Origin of the sequence: Rossellomorea aquimaris (assembly GCF_020172085.1) — a bacterium.
Taxonomy (GTDB): Bacteria; Bacillota; Bacilli; order Bacillales; family Bacillaceae_B; genus Rossellomorea; species Rossellomorea aquimaris_E.
Window position 1 is genome coordinate 20,671 of sequence record NZ_JAIVAT010000008.1, and the last position, 15,271, is coordinate 35,941.

Annotated in this window: 14 protein-coding genes; 8 read left to right on the plus strand and 6 right to left on the minus strand. The window is 41.2% G+C overall.

Annotated features, from left to right (window positions below; genetic code table 11):
- The first annotated feature begins 85 nt into the window (after window positions 1-85).
- On the plus strand, window positions 86-985 hold the full coding sequence (locus LCL96_RS17850) for a helix-turn-helix domain-containing protein (protein ID WP_224943610.1): 900 nt from the start codon (window positions 86-88) through the stop codon (window positions 983-985).
- A gap of 527 nt (window positions 986-1,512) precedes the next feature.
- Here LCL96_RS17850 and LCL96_RS17855 read toward each other — a convergent pair.
- Both LCL96_RS17855 and LCL96_RS17860 read right to left on the minus strand, forming a co-directional pair.
- Window positions 1,513-2,043 carry a DUF6241 domain-containing protein gene (locus LCL96_RS17855; RefSeq protein WP_224943613.1) on the minus strand — a complete coding sequence of 177 codons (531 nt, stop codon included), beginning with the start codon at window positions 2,041-2,043 and terminating at the stop codon, window positions 1,513-1,515.
- Window positions 2,044-2,510: 467 nt separating this feature from the next.
- Window positions 2,511-3,413: a peptidoglycan endopeptidase gene (locus tag LCL96_RS17860; RefSeq protein WP_224943616.1), complete on the minus strand. Its 903-nt coding sequence runs from the start codon at window positions 3,411-3,413 to the stop codon at window positions 2,511-2,513.
- An 875-nt stretch (window positions 3,414-4,288) separates the two neighbouring features.
- On the opposite strand from LCL96_RS17860, the gene LCL96_RS17865 reads away from it, so the two are divergent.
- The 3 genes from LCL96_RS17865 (at window position 4,289) to treC (ending at window position 8,541) form a co-directional block, all read left to right on the plus strand.
- A complete protein-coding gene (locus LCL96_RS17865) occupies window positions 4,289-4,528 on the plus strand; it encodes a hypothetical protein (protein WP_224944494.1) in 240 nt (79 codons plus the stop codon).
- Window positions 4,529-5,107: 579 nt separating this feature from the next.
- Window positions 5,108-6,523, plus strand: a complete 1,416-nt coding sequence (treP, locus tag LCL96_RS17870) for a PTS system trehalose-specific EIIBC component (RefSeq protein ID WP_224943622.1) — start codon at window positions 5,108-5,110, stop codon at window positions 6,521-6,523.
- Window positions 6,524-6,855: 332 nt separating this feature from the next.
- Window positions 6,856-8,541: an alpha,alpha-phosphotrehalase gene (gene treC / locus LCL96_RS17875; protein WP_224943625.1), complete on the plus strand. Its 1,686-nt coding sequence runs from the start codon at window positions 6,856-6,858 to the stop codon at window positions 8,539-8,541.
- A 96-nt stretch (window positions 8,542-8,637) separates the two neighbouring features.
- Here treC and LCL96_RS17880 read toward each other — a convergent pair whose 3' ends face one another.
- Window positions 8,638-9,390: a hypothetical protein gene (locus LCL96_RS17880; protein WP_224943626.1), complete on the minus strand. Its 753-nt coding sequence runs from the start codon at window positions 9,388-9,390 to the stop codon at window positions 8,638-8,640.
- A 273-nt stretch (window positions 9,391-9,663) separates the two neighbouring features.
- Between LCL96_RS17880 and LCL96_RS17885 the strand changes: the two genes are divergently transcribed.
- Both LCL96_RS17885 and LCL96_RS17890 read left to right on the plus strand, forming a co-directional pair.
- Window positions 9,664-9,891: a hypothetical protein gene (locus LCL96_RS17885; protein WP_224943627.1), complete on the plus strand. Its 228-nt coding sequence runs from the start codon at window positions 9,664-9,666 to the stop codon at window positions 9,889-9,891.
- 68 nt (window positions 9,892-9,959) lie between these two features.
- A complete protein-coding gene (locus tag LCL96_RS17890; protein ID WP_224943628.1) occupies window positions 9,960-10,127 on the plus strand; it encodes an aspartyl-phosphate phosphatase Spo0E family protein in 168 nt (55 codons plus the stop codon).
- Window positions 10,128-10,157: 30 nt separating this feature from the next.
- Here LCL96_RS17890 and LCL96_RS17895 read toward each other — a convergent pair whose 3' ends face one another.
- A complete protein-coding gene (locus LCL96_RS17895) occupies window positions 10,158-10,766 on the minus strand; it encodes a nuclear transport factor 2 family protein (protein WP_224943629.1) in 609 nt (202 codons plus the stop codon).
- A gap of 118 nt (window positions 10,767-10,884) precedes the next feature.
- On the opposite strand from LCL96_RS17895, the gene treR reads away from it, so the two are divergent.
- The gene (gene treR, locus LCL96_RS17900; RefSeq protein WP_224943630.1) at window positions 10,885-11,607 is read left to right on the plus strand and encodes a trehalose operon repressor; all 723 of its coding nucleotides are present in this window, start codon (window positions 10,885-10,887) and stop codon (window positions 11,605-11,607) included.
- A 387-nt stretch (window positions 11,608-11,994) separates the two neighbouring features.
- Here the strand turns inward: treR and LCL96_RS17905 are convergent, their stop codons facing one another.
- A complete protein-coding gene (locus LCL96_RS17905; protein WP_061810718.1) occupies window positions 11,995-12,672 on the minus strand; it encodes a response regulator in 678 nt (225 codons plus the stop codon).
- A gap of 29 nt (window positions 12,673-12,701) precedes the next feature.
- Window positions 12,702-13,844, minus strand: a complete 1,143-nt coding sequence (locus LCL96_RS17910) for a sensor histidine kinase (protein ID WP_224943631.1) — start codon at window positions 13,842-13,844, stop codon at window positions 12,702-12,704.
- A 523-nt stretch (window positions 13,845-14,367) separates the two neighbouring features.
- On the opposite strand from LCL96_RS17910, the gene LCL96_RS17915 reads away from it, so the two are divergent.
- Window positions 14,368-15,015 (plus strand): YigZ family protein, encoded by a 648-nt coding sequence (locus LCL96_RS17915; RefSeq protein WP_224943632.1) that lies wholly within the window; start codon window positions 14,368-14,370, stop codon window positions 15,013-15,015.
- Window positions 15,016-15,271 lie beyond the last annotated feature (256 nt).

Consider the following 15,271-nt stretch of genomic DNA (forward strand, 5'->3'; position numbering starts at 1 on the left):
ACTACTTCTATTGTTCGAGCATTGACTCGATAGGCAATCATTCGCTTAGGCGTGGATGATGTCGCAGCAAGGAGGTTTATTCATTATGGATTATTCGGTCATCGGAAAGAAAATTAAAGAATTGCGAAAAGCAGTTGGGCTAACACAAAGCGATTTGGCTCAAGACATCTGCACACAAGCCATGATCAGCCGCATTGAAAAAGGCGATGTATATCCAAGCGCCACAGCCCTTTATCAAATCTCAAACAAATTAGGAGTCGATGTAAACTATTTCTTTGAGATCGGGACAACCCCACGGCTGGATTATCTACAGGAAGTAGAGAGGCAGCTGACAAAACTGAGAGTCGAACAACTTCTCAACGAAATGATGGACATCGTGAAGACAGAAGAAAAGAATCCCTTTTTCTTTAAGGATAACGAAAGATTGCAGCTTCTTTACTGGCATAAGAGCATCTATTACTTTGAAGTCGAAAAGGATGTTGAGAGGGCATTTGCAATTCTTCACGAAGCCTATAACTTGACCAGCCATGAGAAGAAGGCCGTGTCAGAAAGAGAAATGGAAATTCTAATCACGTTTGGTATATGGGAAACTCAACTGGGTAACCATGACAAGGCACTTGACTATTATCAACAGGTTGAAAAAGCCATCCACCCTTCAGAACAATTACATGATAAATCGATCAAGACCCGACTGCTCTATAATATTGCAAGGGTACTCACCCGGGTAAAGGATTTTGAATCATCTACAACTTACTGCCTGAAAGCCATCCATTGGTGCATTGAAGAAGAATTGTTGTGGGGACTCGGGGAGTGTTATTACCAAATCGGATTCAACTGTGAACTGATGAACGAGTACGAACAAGCCGTTCCGAATATGAAGAAAGCACACCTCATGTTTGAACTAAGGAACAACAAGCTCTACACATCTTTCATCAAGGAAAAATTGGAGGCGTTGGAAAACGGGATTCAGAAACCCGTTGAATAATATATGCCAGATTGTCTGTCTCGAATTCCCCGCATTATACATACGATTCTTATTCCAACTGTTATTTCATAAAGACCTTTCTTTGAATTTTATTGATAGGACAGTTTGTTTTTGCCGTGTCACCATGAACCAAGTTTAATTTCCGCTCACGACCAGAAAAGCGAAGGGTGAATGTATCCACAGATGACAGATATATCATTAAAAATCATTAATAATCATTAAGAAGCTTGGGTAATGGCCTCTCAAGCTTCTTCCTTACGATTTCCTGATTACTGGGGGTTCCAATAAGGTGTGGTCAGAATCGCTCGATCCCCAACTGGATGAAGTAACCTAGCCTCCCACCACACATTCTCTATATCGCTTTCTCTATAGGAAACAGAACAGCCTTAACCTGAGAGTAGCTCTTTTGGACTTCACCTCTTCCCGAAGCTTATGCCATTCTTCTGTTCTTAAATCTGTCAGGAGTTCTGCATTGAAACATACTAATGCTATTGCATCTTGTATTATTGATAGTTTTATCTCGAACTCTATCTGTTTTCTCTTTTTTGACTTTCAATATACTTCTCTTCCTGTTTGGCATTTAAAGGAGCTGTTGCTTTTCCAATATTTCCGTCCTGCATTTTCCAGATAGTATTATGATCCTCTACAACTCTGGAAAAATCACCTTCCTTCCATCTAATAAGGATGGCTTTATATTCATTTTCATCTTCATACTGATTGATTTTTAATTGATTCAACAAAAAATCAATTCGTTCGTCGGTAATCTGAAAAAAAGACCATTTCTCTTTTGCCCTAACCTTTTGATGGCTCATAGCATGGATGTATTGTCGGATTAATTCTTCACTCAGAGGAGTTTTCACTTTTTCACCGAATGGATTTTCTTTGGAACCCTGACTTGCTAAAGTCGTTTCCACCCCAGCTGTTGATATCTCATCACTCTGATTGGTGTCTACTCTACTTTCCGCCGAGTTGAGACTTCCTACTGCAATATAGATGCCCACGATCGTCAGGAGTACAACACTTCCTACTATAATAGAAAATGATTTTTTTCTAAGCATATTTATCCCCCAGTATGGAATTTGTTCTACCCTCTTCTTCTAGATTACAGGAATAAAGTCCTTCCTCACCTTGCTAAATTAGCATATTTTTCTTCAATTTACAGAATTGGTAGCTTAATTGTAACAAGCCGACTTTTAGTAACTCAGAATTTGTAAATTTGTACGCTATATCACCTAAGGGAAATTTAAACAAATTGAATATTTAGTCGTGGTTGGCACTTCAATTCTTTAGAATTGCTCTAGACTCCTCAATGCTGAAATAGAGTCTCTTACGATTTGGACTTAAAATTGTTTGTTTAGCTAATATCGGGATAAGGGCCAGTGTGAGAAGGGAAATTCGGAGCGTAGAATGACCTTCATCGTCTCATTCATCCATGGCTTTTCGATAATTGAACACCTATGCGAATTTTCTTCACATGTAATAATAAAACGCCCTACCACTCCGTGGCAGGACGCTCCAATCAAACTTAAAATCTCTTAAATCCAACGAATTTCGGATTCCAATAAGTATTACTTAGTTTGGAAATCACAACTCCACTATCAGACGCATGGATGAACTCCCCGTTTCCAACGTAGATGCCCATATGACTGATGCCAACTTTATATGTATTTTCGAAGAATACAAGGTCCCCTGCTTTCGGACTTGATACAAAGAACGATTTGCTATAGTAGCCTTCTGTATTCGTACGTGCAATCGATTGTCCCGCCTGGTTGAAGACATAGTAGATGAAACCGCTACAGTCGAAGCCGGATGGTGTTGTGCCTCCCCATGCGTATGGCGTCCCTACGTATTTCTTCGCAATGTCGATGACGCTCGAAGCAGGTGCAACAGATCCGGTGGACGTTCCTTTAATCGTAAGTTTCTGACCAACATAAATGGAATCAGAGGTTAAACCGTTCCAAGACTTGATATCGGTCACGCTTACATTGTATCGGACTGCGATATGAGAAAGAGTGTCTCCGGATTGTACCGTGTATGTACTCGATCCCGTTGGAGTGTTTGTTCCTCCTGAAGAAACGATTAACGTCTGACCAGGGTAAATCACATCACTCGTCAGGTTGTTCCATGATCTTAGTTCAGATACATAGACATCGAATTTCGCCCCAATCTTTGATAGGTAGTCGCCTGACTGAACGGTATACGTCTTTGCAGTGGAAGGAACGGATACCTCCAGCACTTGATTCACGTAGATAACATCCGAGCTCAGGTTGTTCCACGATTTCAAGTTTGAAACGGTTGTATCATATTTATAAGCAATCAACGAAAGGGAGTCCCCTGATTGTACGCGGTATGAAGCCGCTTCCGTTGAATTGGCAGCCATGGTCGAGAGTAAAGCAGCAGTAGTAAAAGCGATGATTGTTTTTTTCAAAAAAATGTCTCCTTAATTCATAATGTCGAAATTTTGTTGCTTGTCTATTATGGATGAAGGAGATTGAGATTTTAATAGGCTGAAATTCTTATCTGAAGAAAAATCAGGAAGAAACCCCAGTATAATAGTAAATGGTACTTTATGGTGACACTTCCATTTCTAAGTATTGGGTAAGAATTCAAATGCAAATATGTACAAATTTGGTTCCAGATGGACCTAGTCCATAATCCTACAGAATGGTAACCCCGACCTAAGCCCTCTATTTTCAGTTTTCTATCCTCGTCTGTAAAATCTTTCGGAAATAAGCACCTACTCCTTCAACAAGATCCCTTCCAGAAAAAATGCCCCACGCTCTCATCCATCGACAATCGTCCATTTTTTAATAGATTGATTAAAATTGTCCTATTCATATGGATTGGCAAGTGCTTCAACCTCATCTATAGAAAGAAGTAGATTAATCGTTTTTTACATTTTGCAGGTTCCACAATCCCATGAAGTCCTCTACAAGTTCTTTCATATGGATTCATTCTTTCCGGATGGGTATGACTCCTTTCCATAAGGAGTTGAAGTCAAATAAGTCAACCTTAAATTCTTTTATGACTGCCTGGACGAGATCACTCATCGACGTAAAGGTGTTATCTAGTCGTGGGTCACCACCTGCATCAATTAAAAATTATGCTATTCATTGTTCTGAAGTATTACCAACATATGTTGAAACGAATCAACCTACGGATGTATTTCATTTTATAATCTTCAACACACGGAGCAAATTATTCTGCTAGTTTTTTAAAAGATTTATAAAAAAGGTTTACTTTTAGAATAAATAGGAAATTTTACATATAGATGTAAAAAGGAGGGATACTTTGGACGTCTTGATGTATGCATTGAATATCCTGATTGCCATTTATTTGTTTGTAGATGCCCCCAAACACGACAAGAACAGATGGTTATGGGGAATCCTTGGTCTACTTTTCAGTTTTATCACTTTGGGAATCTATTGGATTATGACTGGAAAGAAAGTGTTGGGCTGGATTGTGCTGATCGCTTATATTATTTGGATCGTTCTCGGCATCATCGGTGTCGTGGCATTCGGTTTATTTAATGCGGCAAACTAAACATACTTACCCCTTTTTCTTCTATTATTGGAGGGGAGAATGATGTGGGAAGGCAGGAAAGTCGATAAAGGATTTGAACCAATCTATTTCAATCTCAGTTATAGAAGAAAGTTGATCCGAACGTTATGGATGACTCTTTTTCTTCCGATTCTATATTTTTCACTAAGATTTATCGGGCTGGACCTTTTTTATACGTGGATTGTAATGGGGATCTGCCTTATAGCACACATTGTCCAGATTGGGTATAACTATTATATGTAGAAGAAATATGAGAATGAGTGAACTTTATGGCTGAATAAAAAATGAAAAAGCTTAAGGTAGGGAACTTTACGACTGCCTTAAGCTTTTTCTATATGGTCGGAATGAAAACGCCTACACTTTCCCATTGACAACTTGTATATACATGAATACAATATTAATATATCTTGTATATACAACACCCCCAACAAAGTGAAAGCGTTTTGACAATAAGCGTTTTCCACATACTATTTAGGGGAATTCCATTAATAGAAATGAAAGCGGGTACAACGCTTTTATGGAAGGTGCCAGGCACCTTCCAATTCCAAGGGAGGGAATTTCATGAGCGTGAAACGTGAAGACGTTCTCGAAATCATTGAAGCGATTGGCGGCAAGGATAATATCCGCACGGCCACTCATTGTGTGACTCGTCTACGGTTGGTTTTGAATGACGAGAAAAAGGTTGATAAGGAAAGATTAGAGGCAATTGATCTGGTGAAGGGTTCTTTCTCTTCCAATGGTCAGTTCCAGGTTGTCATCGGACAAGGTCTTGTGAATAAAGCGTATCAAATTCTGGCGGAGGAAACAGGGATCGAGCAGGCGTCGAAGCAGGATGTCAAGGATGCCGCGACTCAGAACCTGAATCCACTGCAGCGTGCGATCAAAGTACTGGCGGATATCTTCATTCCGATCCTGCCGGCGATCGTAACGGCCGGTTTATTGATGGGTCTGAACAATATTTTGACCGGGCCGGGGATTTTCTATGATGAGAAATCAGTCATTGAAGTTCATAAGCAATGGGCTGATTTCGCTTCGATTATTAACTTGATAGCCAACACCGCCTTTGTGTTCTTGCCTGGGTTGATTGGTTGGTCAGCGGTCAAGCGTTTTGGGGGAAGTCCATTACTCGGTATCGTATTAGGTCTTATGCTCGTTCATCCGGACTTACTTAACGCATGGTCATATGCAAGTGCAGAAAAGATTCCTACGTGGAACTTATTTGGATTAGAAGTCGACAAGATTGGATATCAAGGGCAAGTTCTACCGATTCTATTTGCTTCCTATCTATTAGCAAAAATTGAAATGTTCCTGGATAAGAGAGTTCATGATTCCATCAAGCTGTTAGTAGTGGCACCAGTGGCATTATTGATTACTGGATTTGCTTCTTTCATCTTGATCGGGCCGGTTACGTTCTTTATCGGTAACCTGTTAACAGATGGTGTGGTATGGGTTTTTGATTCTGCTTCATGGTTAGGTGGACTACTGTATGGTGGCCTGTATGCGGTGATGGTTATCACTGGTATGCACCATACCTTCCTTGCAGTAGACTTACAGCTCGTCGGAAGCCAGGGTGGAACATTCCTATGGCCGATCCTGGCACTATCGAATATCGCACAAGGTTCAGCCGCTCTCGCGATGATGTTTGTAGCGAAGAAAGAAAACGAAAAGCTTCGCGGTCTTGCAGGCACATCTGCCATCTCGGCTTATTTAGGAATTACAGAACCGGCGATGTTCGGGGTTAACCTCCGCTACCGCTACCCATTCATTAGCGCCTTAATCGGATCCGCTCTTGGTGGTGTATTGCTGGCGATGACTGGTACCAAAGCCTTCTCCATCGGTGTAGGTGGATTACCTGGATTCTTGTCCATCATTCCTAAATACTGGCTACCATTCTTCATTGGAATGGCCATCTGTATCGTCGTACCATTCGTACTGACATTGATATGGTCCAAATTCAGTAAGAACGAAGCAGTCTAATTAATAGAGAAAAAGAGTTGCAACAACTTGTATATACAAGTTAAACTAAGGGGGGACAAATGAATTCTTACCACTTTCCTGAAAAGGCTAGTGCTGGGGATGTTTGTCCCCTTTTTTAGAGGGACGGACCTTCAAATAAGCGGTATTTGGAGCATCCTTTTCCAATAGATAAGGGTTTTAGACGAAAAATGGAAGGTCCGTCCCTCCCAAAAGACAGACCTCCATGGTAACAAGTCGTATTAAATAAATGATTATGTATAAAAAGAAACGGCGGATAAGAAGAAATAGTGAGGTCCGTTCCTCAAAAATATGTGAAGGATGGTGCATGTTCTATGAAGCAGCCTTGGTGGAAGAAGGCGGTTGTGTATCAGATTTATCCGAAGAGTTTTTATGATACGTCGGGGAATGGCGTTGGTGATATTAAGGGGATTACGGCGAAGCTGGATTATTTGAAGGAGCTTGGGATTGATGTAGTGTGGCTGACTCCGATTTATAAGAGCCCGCAACGTGATAATGGATATGATATCAGTGATTATTTTAATATTCATGATGAGTACGGAACGATGGAGGATTTTGATGAGCTTCTCGCAGAAGCCCACGAGCGTGGGATCAAGATCATCATGGATATCGTGATCAATCATACGTCCACGGAGAACCAATGGTTCATCGAGTCGCGGAAGTCTAAGGACAATGAGTACCGTGACTTCTATATATGGAAGGACGGCAAGCCCGACGGCTCCGAGCCCACCAACTGGCAGTCGAAGTTCGGCGGCAACGCTTGGCAGTATGATGAGGAAACGGGTCAATACTACCTCCACCTCTTTGATGTCACTCAGGCCGATTTGAACTGGGAAAATGATAAAGTAAGAAACAAACTATATGACATGATGCACTTCTGGCTGAAAAAAGGCGTCGATGGCTTCCGTCTGGACGTGATTAATCTCATTTCCAAAGATCAGGATTTCCCTGATGACGACGGCTCCGTTGCACCTGGAGATGGACGCAAGTTTTACACAGATGGCCCTAAGGTACATGACTACATGCAGGAAATGAACAAGGAAGTCTTCTCCCAATACGACATCATGACGGTTGGGGAAATGTCTTCTACTACGATTGATCATTGTATCAAGTATTCGAAGCCGGAACGCAACGAGCTCAGCATGACGTTCAACTTCCATCACTTAAAAGTGGATTATCCGAACGGTGAGAAATGGTCAGTCGCTGACTTTGATTTCCTTAAGCTGAAGGACATTCTGTCTACCTGGCAGCGTGAAATGCACAAAGGCGGCGGCTGGAACGCCCTCTTCTGGTGCAACCACGATCAGCCGCGGATCGTTTCCCGCTATGGTAACGATGGAGATTACCGTAACGAATCAGCGAAGATGCTCGCGACAACAATCCATCTGATGCAGGGTACTCCATATATTTACCAAGGAGAAGAATTCGGGATGACGAATCCGAAATTCACAAGTATCGATGAATACCGTGACGTCGAATCCATCAACATCTTTAATATTTTGAAAGAACAAGGAAAATCAGAAGAAGAAATCCTAGAGATCCTCCGTCATAAATCACGTGATAACTCACGTACACCGGTGCAGTGGAACAGTAAAGAGAACGCCGGATTTACAAGTGGCACACCTTGGATCCCTGTTGCGAAAAACTTTAAAGATATCAACGCGGAACAAGCATTGGCAGACGAGAACTCTGTCTTCTATCATTACCAAAAGCTGAACCGCCTCCGCAAGGAATATGACATCATCGTGGATGGTGACTATCAGCTGATTTTGGACGATCACCCTGATCTTTTTGCCTATGTGAGGAATGGTGACGATGAGAAATTGCTTGTAGTGAATAATTTCTATGGTCGTGAGTCGTCATTCACACTTCCAGATGAGGTTAATGCGAAAGGTTGGACGAGTGAGATACTGATCTCTAATTACGAGGATACGAAGAATGTGTATGATCGTATGACGCTTCGTCCTTATGAGTCTGTTGTGTTCCTTGTAAAAGAATAAGAGATAAATGCCAAACAAACCGCTCTGTATTTCATCACAGAGCGGTTTGTTTTTCCATCAGTTGTGAGTAAGAGACTCATTCTCTTTCATAGGCGTTTAAATGGTATTACCATTATTTATTATCCTATTCACCATCATAATACCCCCACATATGATCACAAGCAATAACCCAATCCCTAACTGTAAAGGAAGTAATGGACTAGGATACATATATAAGTCATCATTATGGTAACCATGCATTGTGTAGGTTAGATGACGGATTAACTGTGTTTCGAGTTTATTTTTCGTTTCTAATGTAAAACTGTTTTCGGAAATCGTCCCATCTTCATTAATAAGATATACTTGATATGATGATTCTTCATCATCAACCATTCCTTCCATTCTGTTACCGACCCTACGAGGGTTTTGTCTTGTGGTTTCAATAGCAATAGCCAATTGTTCTTTTCCAGTATCATTTTCTTCTACTAAAAGGTATTCAACTGTACTCCGAAACGCTCCCATTTCAGAGTTTTGATAAAGATCAAAGTCTTTAAGGGTTGTTACAACTTCACCATCAACTTCAACAAAAATATCCCCTCTTCTAACAGAATCGCCCCAAGGGTTTACTTCAATTTCATCAGACTTATTCTTGTAGTACGTTTGGACCTGAACCCCATGGTAGTCTTGTTTCGTACTTACTTTAGTTAGGTCGTTCGGCCGGAATATATCGTATTTATCTTCCATAGCAGATTGGTAATGCCTCTCCCATCCTAAACTGATAAAAGTCGGTACGATACTAAGAAGGGATAACCATCCAATAATGAAGAAAGTCCAGTTTATTCCTTTTAATATCCTATTAAGGTACTTCATGAAATCATCCATTCCCATTGATTGTTTGTAGACTTATTATAATATATTGACAGCTGGCTGAATATTTCACGAGGGAAGATACTTAAGTCCTCACAAATAAGTGCAGAGGATAAAAAACCCAATATTTGGGTACACATTTAATGGGTTCACTCCTCACTTATGATGAGAATTCTTACAATCTTTCTCACGTTGCTTTATTATTTAGTGTGATGAAAGTATCATGCCGTCTTCCATTAAGTGATAAACAGCGGAAAACTAATTAGGAGGTTGCCAATGTTTACAGATAATCCACCCCTTAAGAGAATGATCCGGATCGGACTGCTTATTTTCGCTATTATGGGTTTCATCAGCGGAAGCTTGCCACTTGCCATCATTAGTCCTGCTATTTTCACTGGCTCACACCTGCCTGAACAGCTTCCGGCGTTTATGGTCATTGCTGTGGTTAACTATGCTTTTGCAATCTTCTTACTCCTGGTGCGCTCAAAACTTTTTAAAAAGTAAACCACATAAATATTTAGTTAACATTTCGTGACTCTTATGGGATAATAAAGTCAAAAGGAGTTCTCCCCATGCCTACCACACAAAGTGTTCAGAACATCACTCAAGAAATGGAATCAAAACGACTGGAACTAAAGTACTTTGCTTTATACCATGGATACTCACATCCAGCTACGGTAAAAATCAGTCAGGAACTCGACGAACTATTTAATCTTTACCATCAAATGACACAAAAATAAAAGGCTGTGCCCAGGCACAGCCTTTCTTCTTTATTCCGTTGCTCCGTCTTCCCCTTCACTAGCCAAGAAGAAGATCGCCGCAACCTTCCATCCATCCTCTTTCTTATGGAAGACGGTTACTTGCTTACCAGATCTAGTCACTTCCTTATCGCTGTTCGGGTCCTTTGTCGTTGCCTTGATCTCGGCGTACACATCCGCTTTCTTACCGGCTGCATAGTTGATGATCTTCACATTATCCACCGAACGCTTGGAATCGACCGAATCAAAGATCTGTTTCACATAGCGCTCTTCGTCTTCGTACTTGAAGTTCACCGGTGTCTTCGAGATAACACTCATGTATGAATCGAAATCTTCTTCGTTAAAGGCATTGATATATTGATCAAAGGCTGCGTTGATCGCCGTCTTATCTTCTTCCGGGATCCCTTCCGCTTGCTCAAGTGCACTCGCGTCTTCCACGACCTGGGTCATCTGGTTCAAGGATGCCGCTTCATCTGTCGCAGGGTCTTCTTTCGGGCTGACCTCTTCCGTTTTTGCCGTATCTTTCTCTTCCTTCTTCTCTTCGTCTGCCCCACAAGCACCCAATAACAACGTGCTCATGCCAATTCCCAACATGACTTTCTTCCAATGCTGTTTCGACAATGCTCTTCACCCTTTTCTAAAATTTGCACTATCTCCATTCTATTGAAAATATTCACAACACTCAAGTTGAATCTCATTTCTTCCTATTAATTATGGTAAAATAATAGCAGGTGATATTATGACGAAGAGTAATAAATACAAACAAATCTTTGAAGATCTTTCTGAAAAAATCCAAAATGGTACCTATACAGCAAATTCGATCCTTCCTTCGGAGAACGAGCTGACGGCCATTTATAGCACTTCTCGTGAGACTATTCGTAAAGCGCTTACATTATTAGCGCAAAAAGGATTCATTCAAAAGCTGCGTGGAAAGGGCTCCCTCGTGCTTGATGTGTCACGTATGAGCTTTCCGATTTCCGGGCTTGTCAGCTTCAAAGAGCTGCAGACTTCCATGGGGCGGGATCATATCGAGACATTCGTCCACGAATTTGGGCTGGTTCTGGCTGTAGATGCGGTTGCTAATCAGCTCGAGGCTTCTCGAGGCGCCGAAGTATGGAAAGTCATCCGATCCCGCAAAATCGGCGGTGAACGGATCATTCTTGATAAATCTTATTTTCTGAAAGAACAGGTCCCGTTGCTGACGAAAGAAATCTGCGAGAACTCGATTTATGAGTATCTCGAAGGTGAGCTTCATCTGCCCATCGATTTTGCAAAAAAAGAGATTGTTGTGGAAGAATGCACGGATGAGGACAGAGAATATCTTGATTTGAATGATTATGACCATGTGGTGGTCGTGAAGAACTATGTTCATCTGAAGGATGCGACTTTGTTTGAATATACGGAATCTCGGCACCGATTGGATATGTTCCGATTTGTTGATTTTGCACGGAGAAAGCATTAGGGTTGGGTCCACTTCCTGGTTAGGAAGTGGAATTTTTTAATTTAAATTTAAAATTAAAGAAAATTTGACAACTAGGTTCAATTATTCTAATAGTGGATTCATTATGATGAAATGGGATTAATATTTCTTATGACGGTATAATTATTAAGGATTAATTCTAGCCAAAAACAGATTAATTATAAAGAGATGCCCCTTTTTCTAACCTCTTCCACTTATTTATCCCTATCCCAAGAAGCCATTCGGACAAATCAGCTCCCATTCCCGCTTTAATCCAGATAAATACTCTAAAAAATCCATTCAATATCACGCAAAAAAAAAACAGCCCTCCTACAAGAAGGGCCGCTCTCTCAACAACAAATTAACAATACTCTATCTATCAACCGGTACTTATCGTACTTCCACCCAGCCATTCTTAATCGCAGTCACAACTGCCTGGGTACGGTCGTTCACGTTCATTTTTTGAAGGATGTTACTTACATGATTTTTAACCGTCTTTTCACTGATGTATAAACCTTCACCTATACCGCGGTTACTCTTACCGTCAGCAAGCATCTGCAGTACTTCACACTCGCGTCGCGTTAATAAGTGAAGTGGGCGGCGAACTTCGGATTGTTGGAATCCACCTGAGTTTTGGGCATTTGCCAGGCGCTTATATTCTGCAACAAGGTTGTGCGTCACTTTAGGATGGACGTATGATCCGCCTTCAGCCACAATCTTCACAGCGTCTACCAGGGCGTCTGAGTCCATCTCCTTTAACAGATAACCAAGTGCACCTGTTTTAAGCGCATGGTTTACATAGTTTTCGTCATCGTGAATGGAAAGGATGATGACTTTCGTATCCGGGTATTTGTCCATTAATTCACGAGTCGCTTCCACTCCGTTTGTCTCAGGCATGTTAATATCCATAAGGACAACGTCGGGTTCGTGTGTTTCCACCAGGTTCATTGCTTCTGAACCGTCATCACCTTCTGCTACTACGTTGAATGAAGGTTCGAATTCAAGGATTCGTTTAACCCCTTCTCTGAAAAGCTGATGATCGTCAATGATAACAATATTTGTTGCCATGTCTTTCGCCTCCCTAAACCTTGGAAAATTTACTTATTAAGCGGTACCTGGATCAGGATCACCGTTCCAGCTCCTACTTTTGAGTCAATCGTGATGTCTCCTTCGAGAAGGTCGACACGCTCTTTCATCCCCATGATGCCAAAGGATCCTGTTTTCTGTGTATCTTTATCGAACCCTTTGCCGTTGTCTTTGACGACAACTATTATTTGGTCTTTCTTTACTTCTACTTTAACTTGAATATGTGTGGCTTCTGCGTGCTTAAGGGCATTCTGTACACTTTCTTGCACCAATCGGAACAGAGCGACTTCGTATTTAGGAGGAAGTCTGATATCGAGCCCCATATTCACAAATTGAATCGAGGTCTCCTGGTTATACTCTTCGATGGTACTCAAGTATTTTTTGAGGGTCGGTATCAACCCAAGGTCGTCTAGCGCCATCGGTCTGAGGTCATATATGATGCGGCGGACCTCATACAGTGCTGAGCGGACCATCCGCTTGAGATCACGGATCTCCTTGATGGCGTCATCTGTGTTTTTCTCCCGGAACACTCGTTCAATCAAATCCGAGCGAATCATCACATTTGCCATCATTTGCGCAGGGCCGTCATGAATTTCACGGGATAAGCGTTTCCTCTCATCTTCCTGGGCTTCGATGATCCTGAGACCGAAATCCTGACGCTGCTTCGCGTCTTCTAACGCCTCATTTACCTGCCTTAAGTCACTATTTAAGTAATTGAGAACGACGGATATCTGTGAGCAAAGATTCTCTGCCCGTTCAATCGTGTCCCCGAGTGATTGCAAGCGTCTCTCCAGTTCATCCCGACGATTCCGAAGCTGTTTTTCCTGCTGTCTATTCATCGATAGCTTCATTTGAAGATCATGTGCCTTCTCATACGCTTCTCTTACCTGGTCCTCAGAGTAGGTTTGAAAATGCTTACTGACTTCAGATAGCCTTAGCCGGGCAAACTTCGATTTCTGTTGGAGATCATCTCCTTCATCAATCACCTTCAGGACCATTTCTTTCACTTCTAATAATTCACTCATCAATTCTTCATAATCAGTTCGACATTGCTCGCCAATCTGGAAGATTTCATCCTTACTTTCGTCAACCGTATCGACCATCTTTTTCAGGATGCTATCTAACATCTTGGTGTCTATTTTTTTTAGTGACACGGTACACCCCTCTTTTGTTCCACAATAGTAGTCAACCTAGAAAACTATCCTTGTATAGTAATAATCGGTCCAGTAAGCTCCGTCCACAATGTTTCCATCATGTCCATATACCCACTGGTCATCTATAATAGATAGTACCTATTATCATTTCAATGGAAAGTCACATAATTCCTTTATTCATCTAGGCATATTCCTATGTAATACTTCGACCAAGGGATCATATGCTCCAGGAATGAAAGAAAATGAATGGGAATTTTATAGACCATTCGGCTTCCCTCCAAAGAGCTTTGGAACAACTGAAGTATTACTATCAGCGTCCATTATACCATGTCATATATTGTCGGATATTAAAGTTTGATTACATTGTATTACCATTATTTCACGTAGAACTAGTTTTCACCTGACAATATACCCCACCCAGTTCCCAAATTGTGCATTCTTCATCATTTTTAGATATAGTAAGAATAGGATAAAAGCGCGTATTTTGTCATAACTAGTGACAATTGAGAAGGGAGAATGCAGTTTGTTACATCACTATAATACCGTCAAGGGGTACGGAGAACATGAAATCACGATCGAACGGTCCAGATTCATCGCATATGTGAATCGAGTGGAAACCGAAGAAGAAGCACTGGAATTCATTGCTTCCATTAAGAAAAAGCATCATGATGCCAATCATAACTGCTCTGCATATATGATCGGGGAGAATAACTTGATCCAAAAGGCAAATGATGACGGGGAACCGAGTGGCACTGCTGGTGTTCCCATGCTTGAGGTGTTAAAGAAGCGTGATCTTAAAGATACGGTTGTTGTCGTCACACGCTATTTCGGCGGGATCAAACTGGGTGCCGGCGGGCTGATCCGTGCGTATGGGCGGGCCACCTCAGAAGTACTGAATGCCACGGGTATAGTAGAAAGACGTTTGATGCGGGTAATGAAGACGAAGATTGATTATACTTGGTTGGGGAAGATTGAGAATGAGGTGAGGTCTTCTCACTATCAATTAAAAGCCATTCATTATCTCGATGCTGTCGAAGTCGAAGTATATGTAGAAGAAGCTTCTAAATTTCAATTTTTGGATTGGATGACTGAGCTTACCAATGGACAGAGTGTAATTAGCGAAGATCTGCAGGAGTACCTTGAATCACCATTTAAAACAAACCTCCGTTAGCAGTATTGGAAAAATCTTTTATCTTACAGAACATTTATTAAACCCATACTAATTAGTAGATGTAAATCAAAGATACCTCTTTTGACCGATAGATAAATGAACCTTTTTTACCTACAATAATGGAATCAATGAAACATGCTCATGTTTAGGGTAATATGCTTAAAGGGTATAAAAAAATAATTGTACTTTGAAACTTTTCACCAATATTCGACGTCTAATCTAATGTACCCCGCTGCTTTTAATCAAAAAGTAAACC

What these genes read in the sequence shown, in the direction of transcription:
- LCL96_RS17850 (WP_224943610.1), top strand. Translation starts at nt 86, where the DNA reads ATGGATTATTCGGTCATCGGAAAGAAAATTAAAGAATTGCGAAAAGCA.
- LCL96_RS17855 (WP_224943613.1), bottom strand. Translation starts at nt 2,043, where the DNA reads ATGCTTAGAAAAAAATCATTTTCTATTATAGTAGGAAGTGTTGTACTC.
- LCL96_RS17865 (WP_224944494.1), top strand. Translation starts at nt 4,289, where the DNA reads ATGTATGCATTGAATATCCTGATTGCCATTTATTTGTTTGTAGATGCC.
- treP (WP_224943622.1), top strand. Translation starts at nt 5,108, where the DNA reads ATGAGCGTGAAACGTGAAGACGTTCTCGAAATCATTGAAGCGATTGGC.
- treC (WP_224943625.1), top strand. Translation starts at nt 6,856, where the DNA reads ATGAAGCAGCCTTGGTGGAAGAAGGCGGTTGTGTATCAGATTTATCCG.
- LCL96_RS17880 (WP_224943626.1), bottom strand. Translation starts at nt 9,390, where the DNA reads ATGAAGTACCTTAATAGGATATTAAAAGGAATAAACTGGACTTTCTTC.
- LCL96_RS17885 (WP_224943627.1), top strand. Translation starts at nt 9,664, where the DNA reads ATGTTTACAGATAATCCACCCCTTAAGAGAATGATCCGGATCGGACTG.
- LCL96_RS17890 (WP_224943628.1), top strand. Translation starts at nt 9,960, where the DNA reads ATGCCTACCACACAAAGTGTTCAGAACATCACTCAAGAAATGGAATCA.
- treR (WP_224943630.1), top strand. Translation starts at nt 10,885, where the DNA reads ATGACGAAGAGTAATAAATACAAACAAATCTTTGAAGATCTTTCTGAA.
- LCL96_RS17905 (WP_061810718.1), bottom strand. Translation starts at nt 12,672, where the DNA reads ATGGCAACAAATATTGTTATCATTGACGATCATCAGCTTTTCAGAGAA.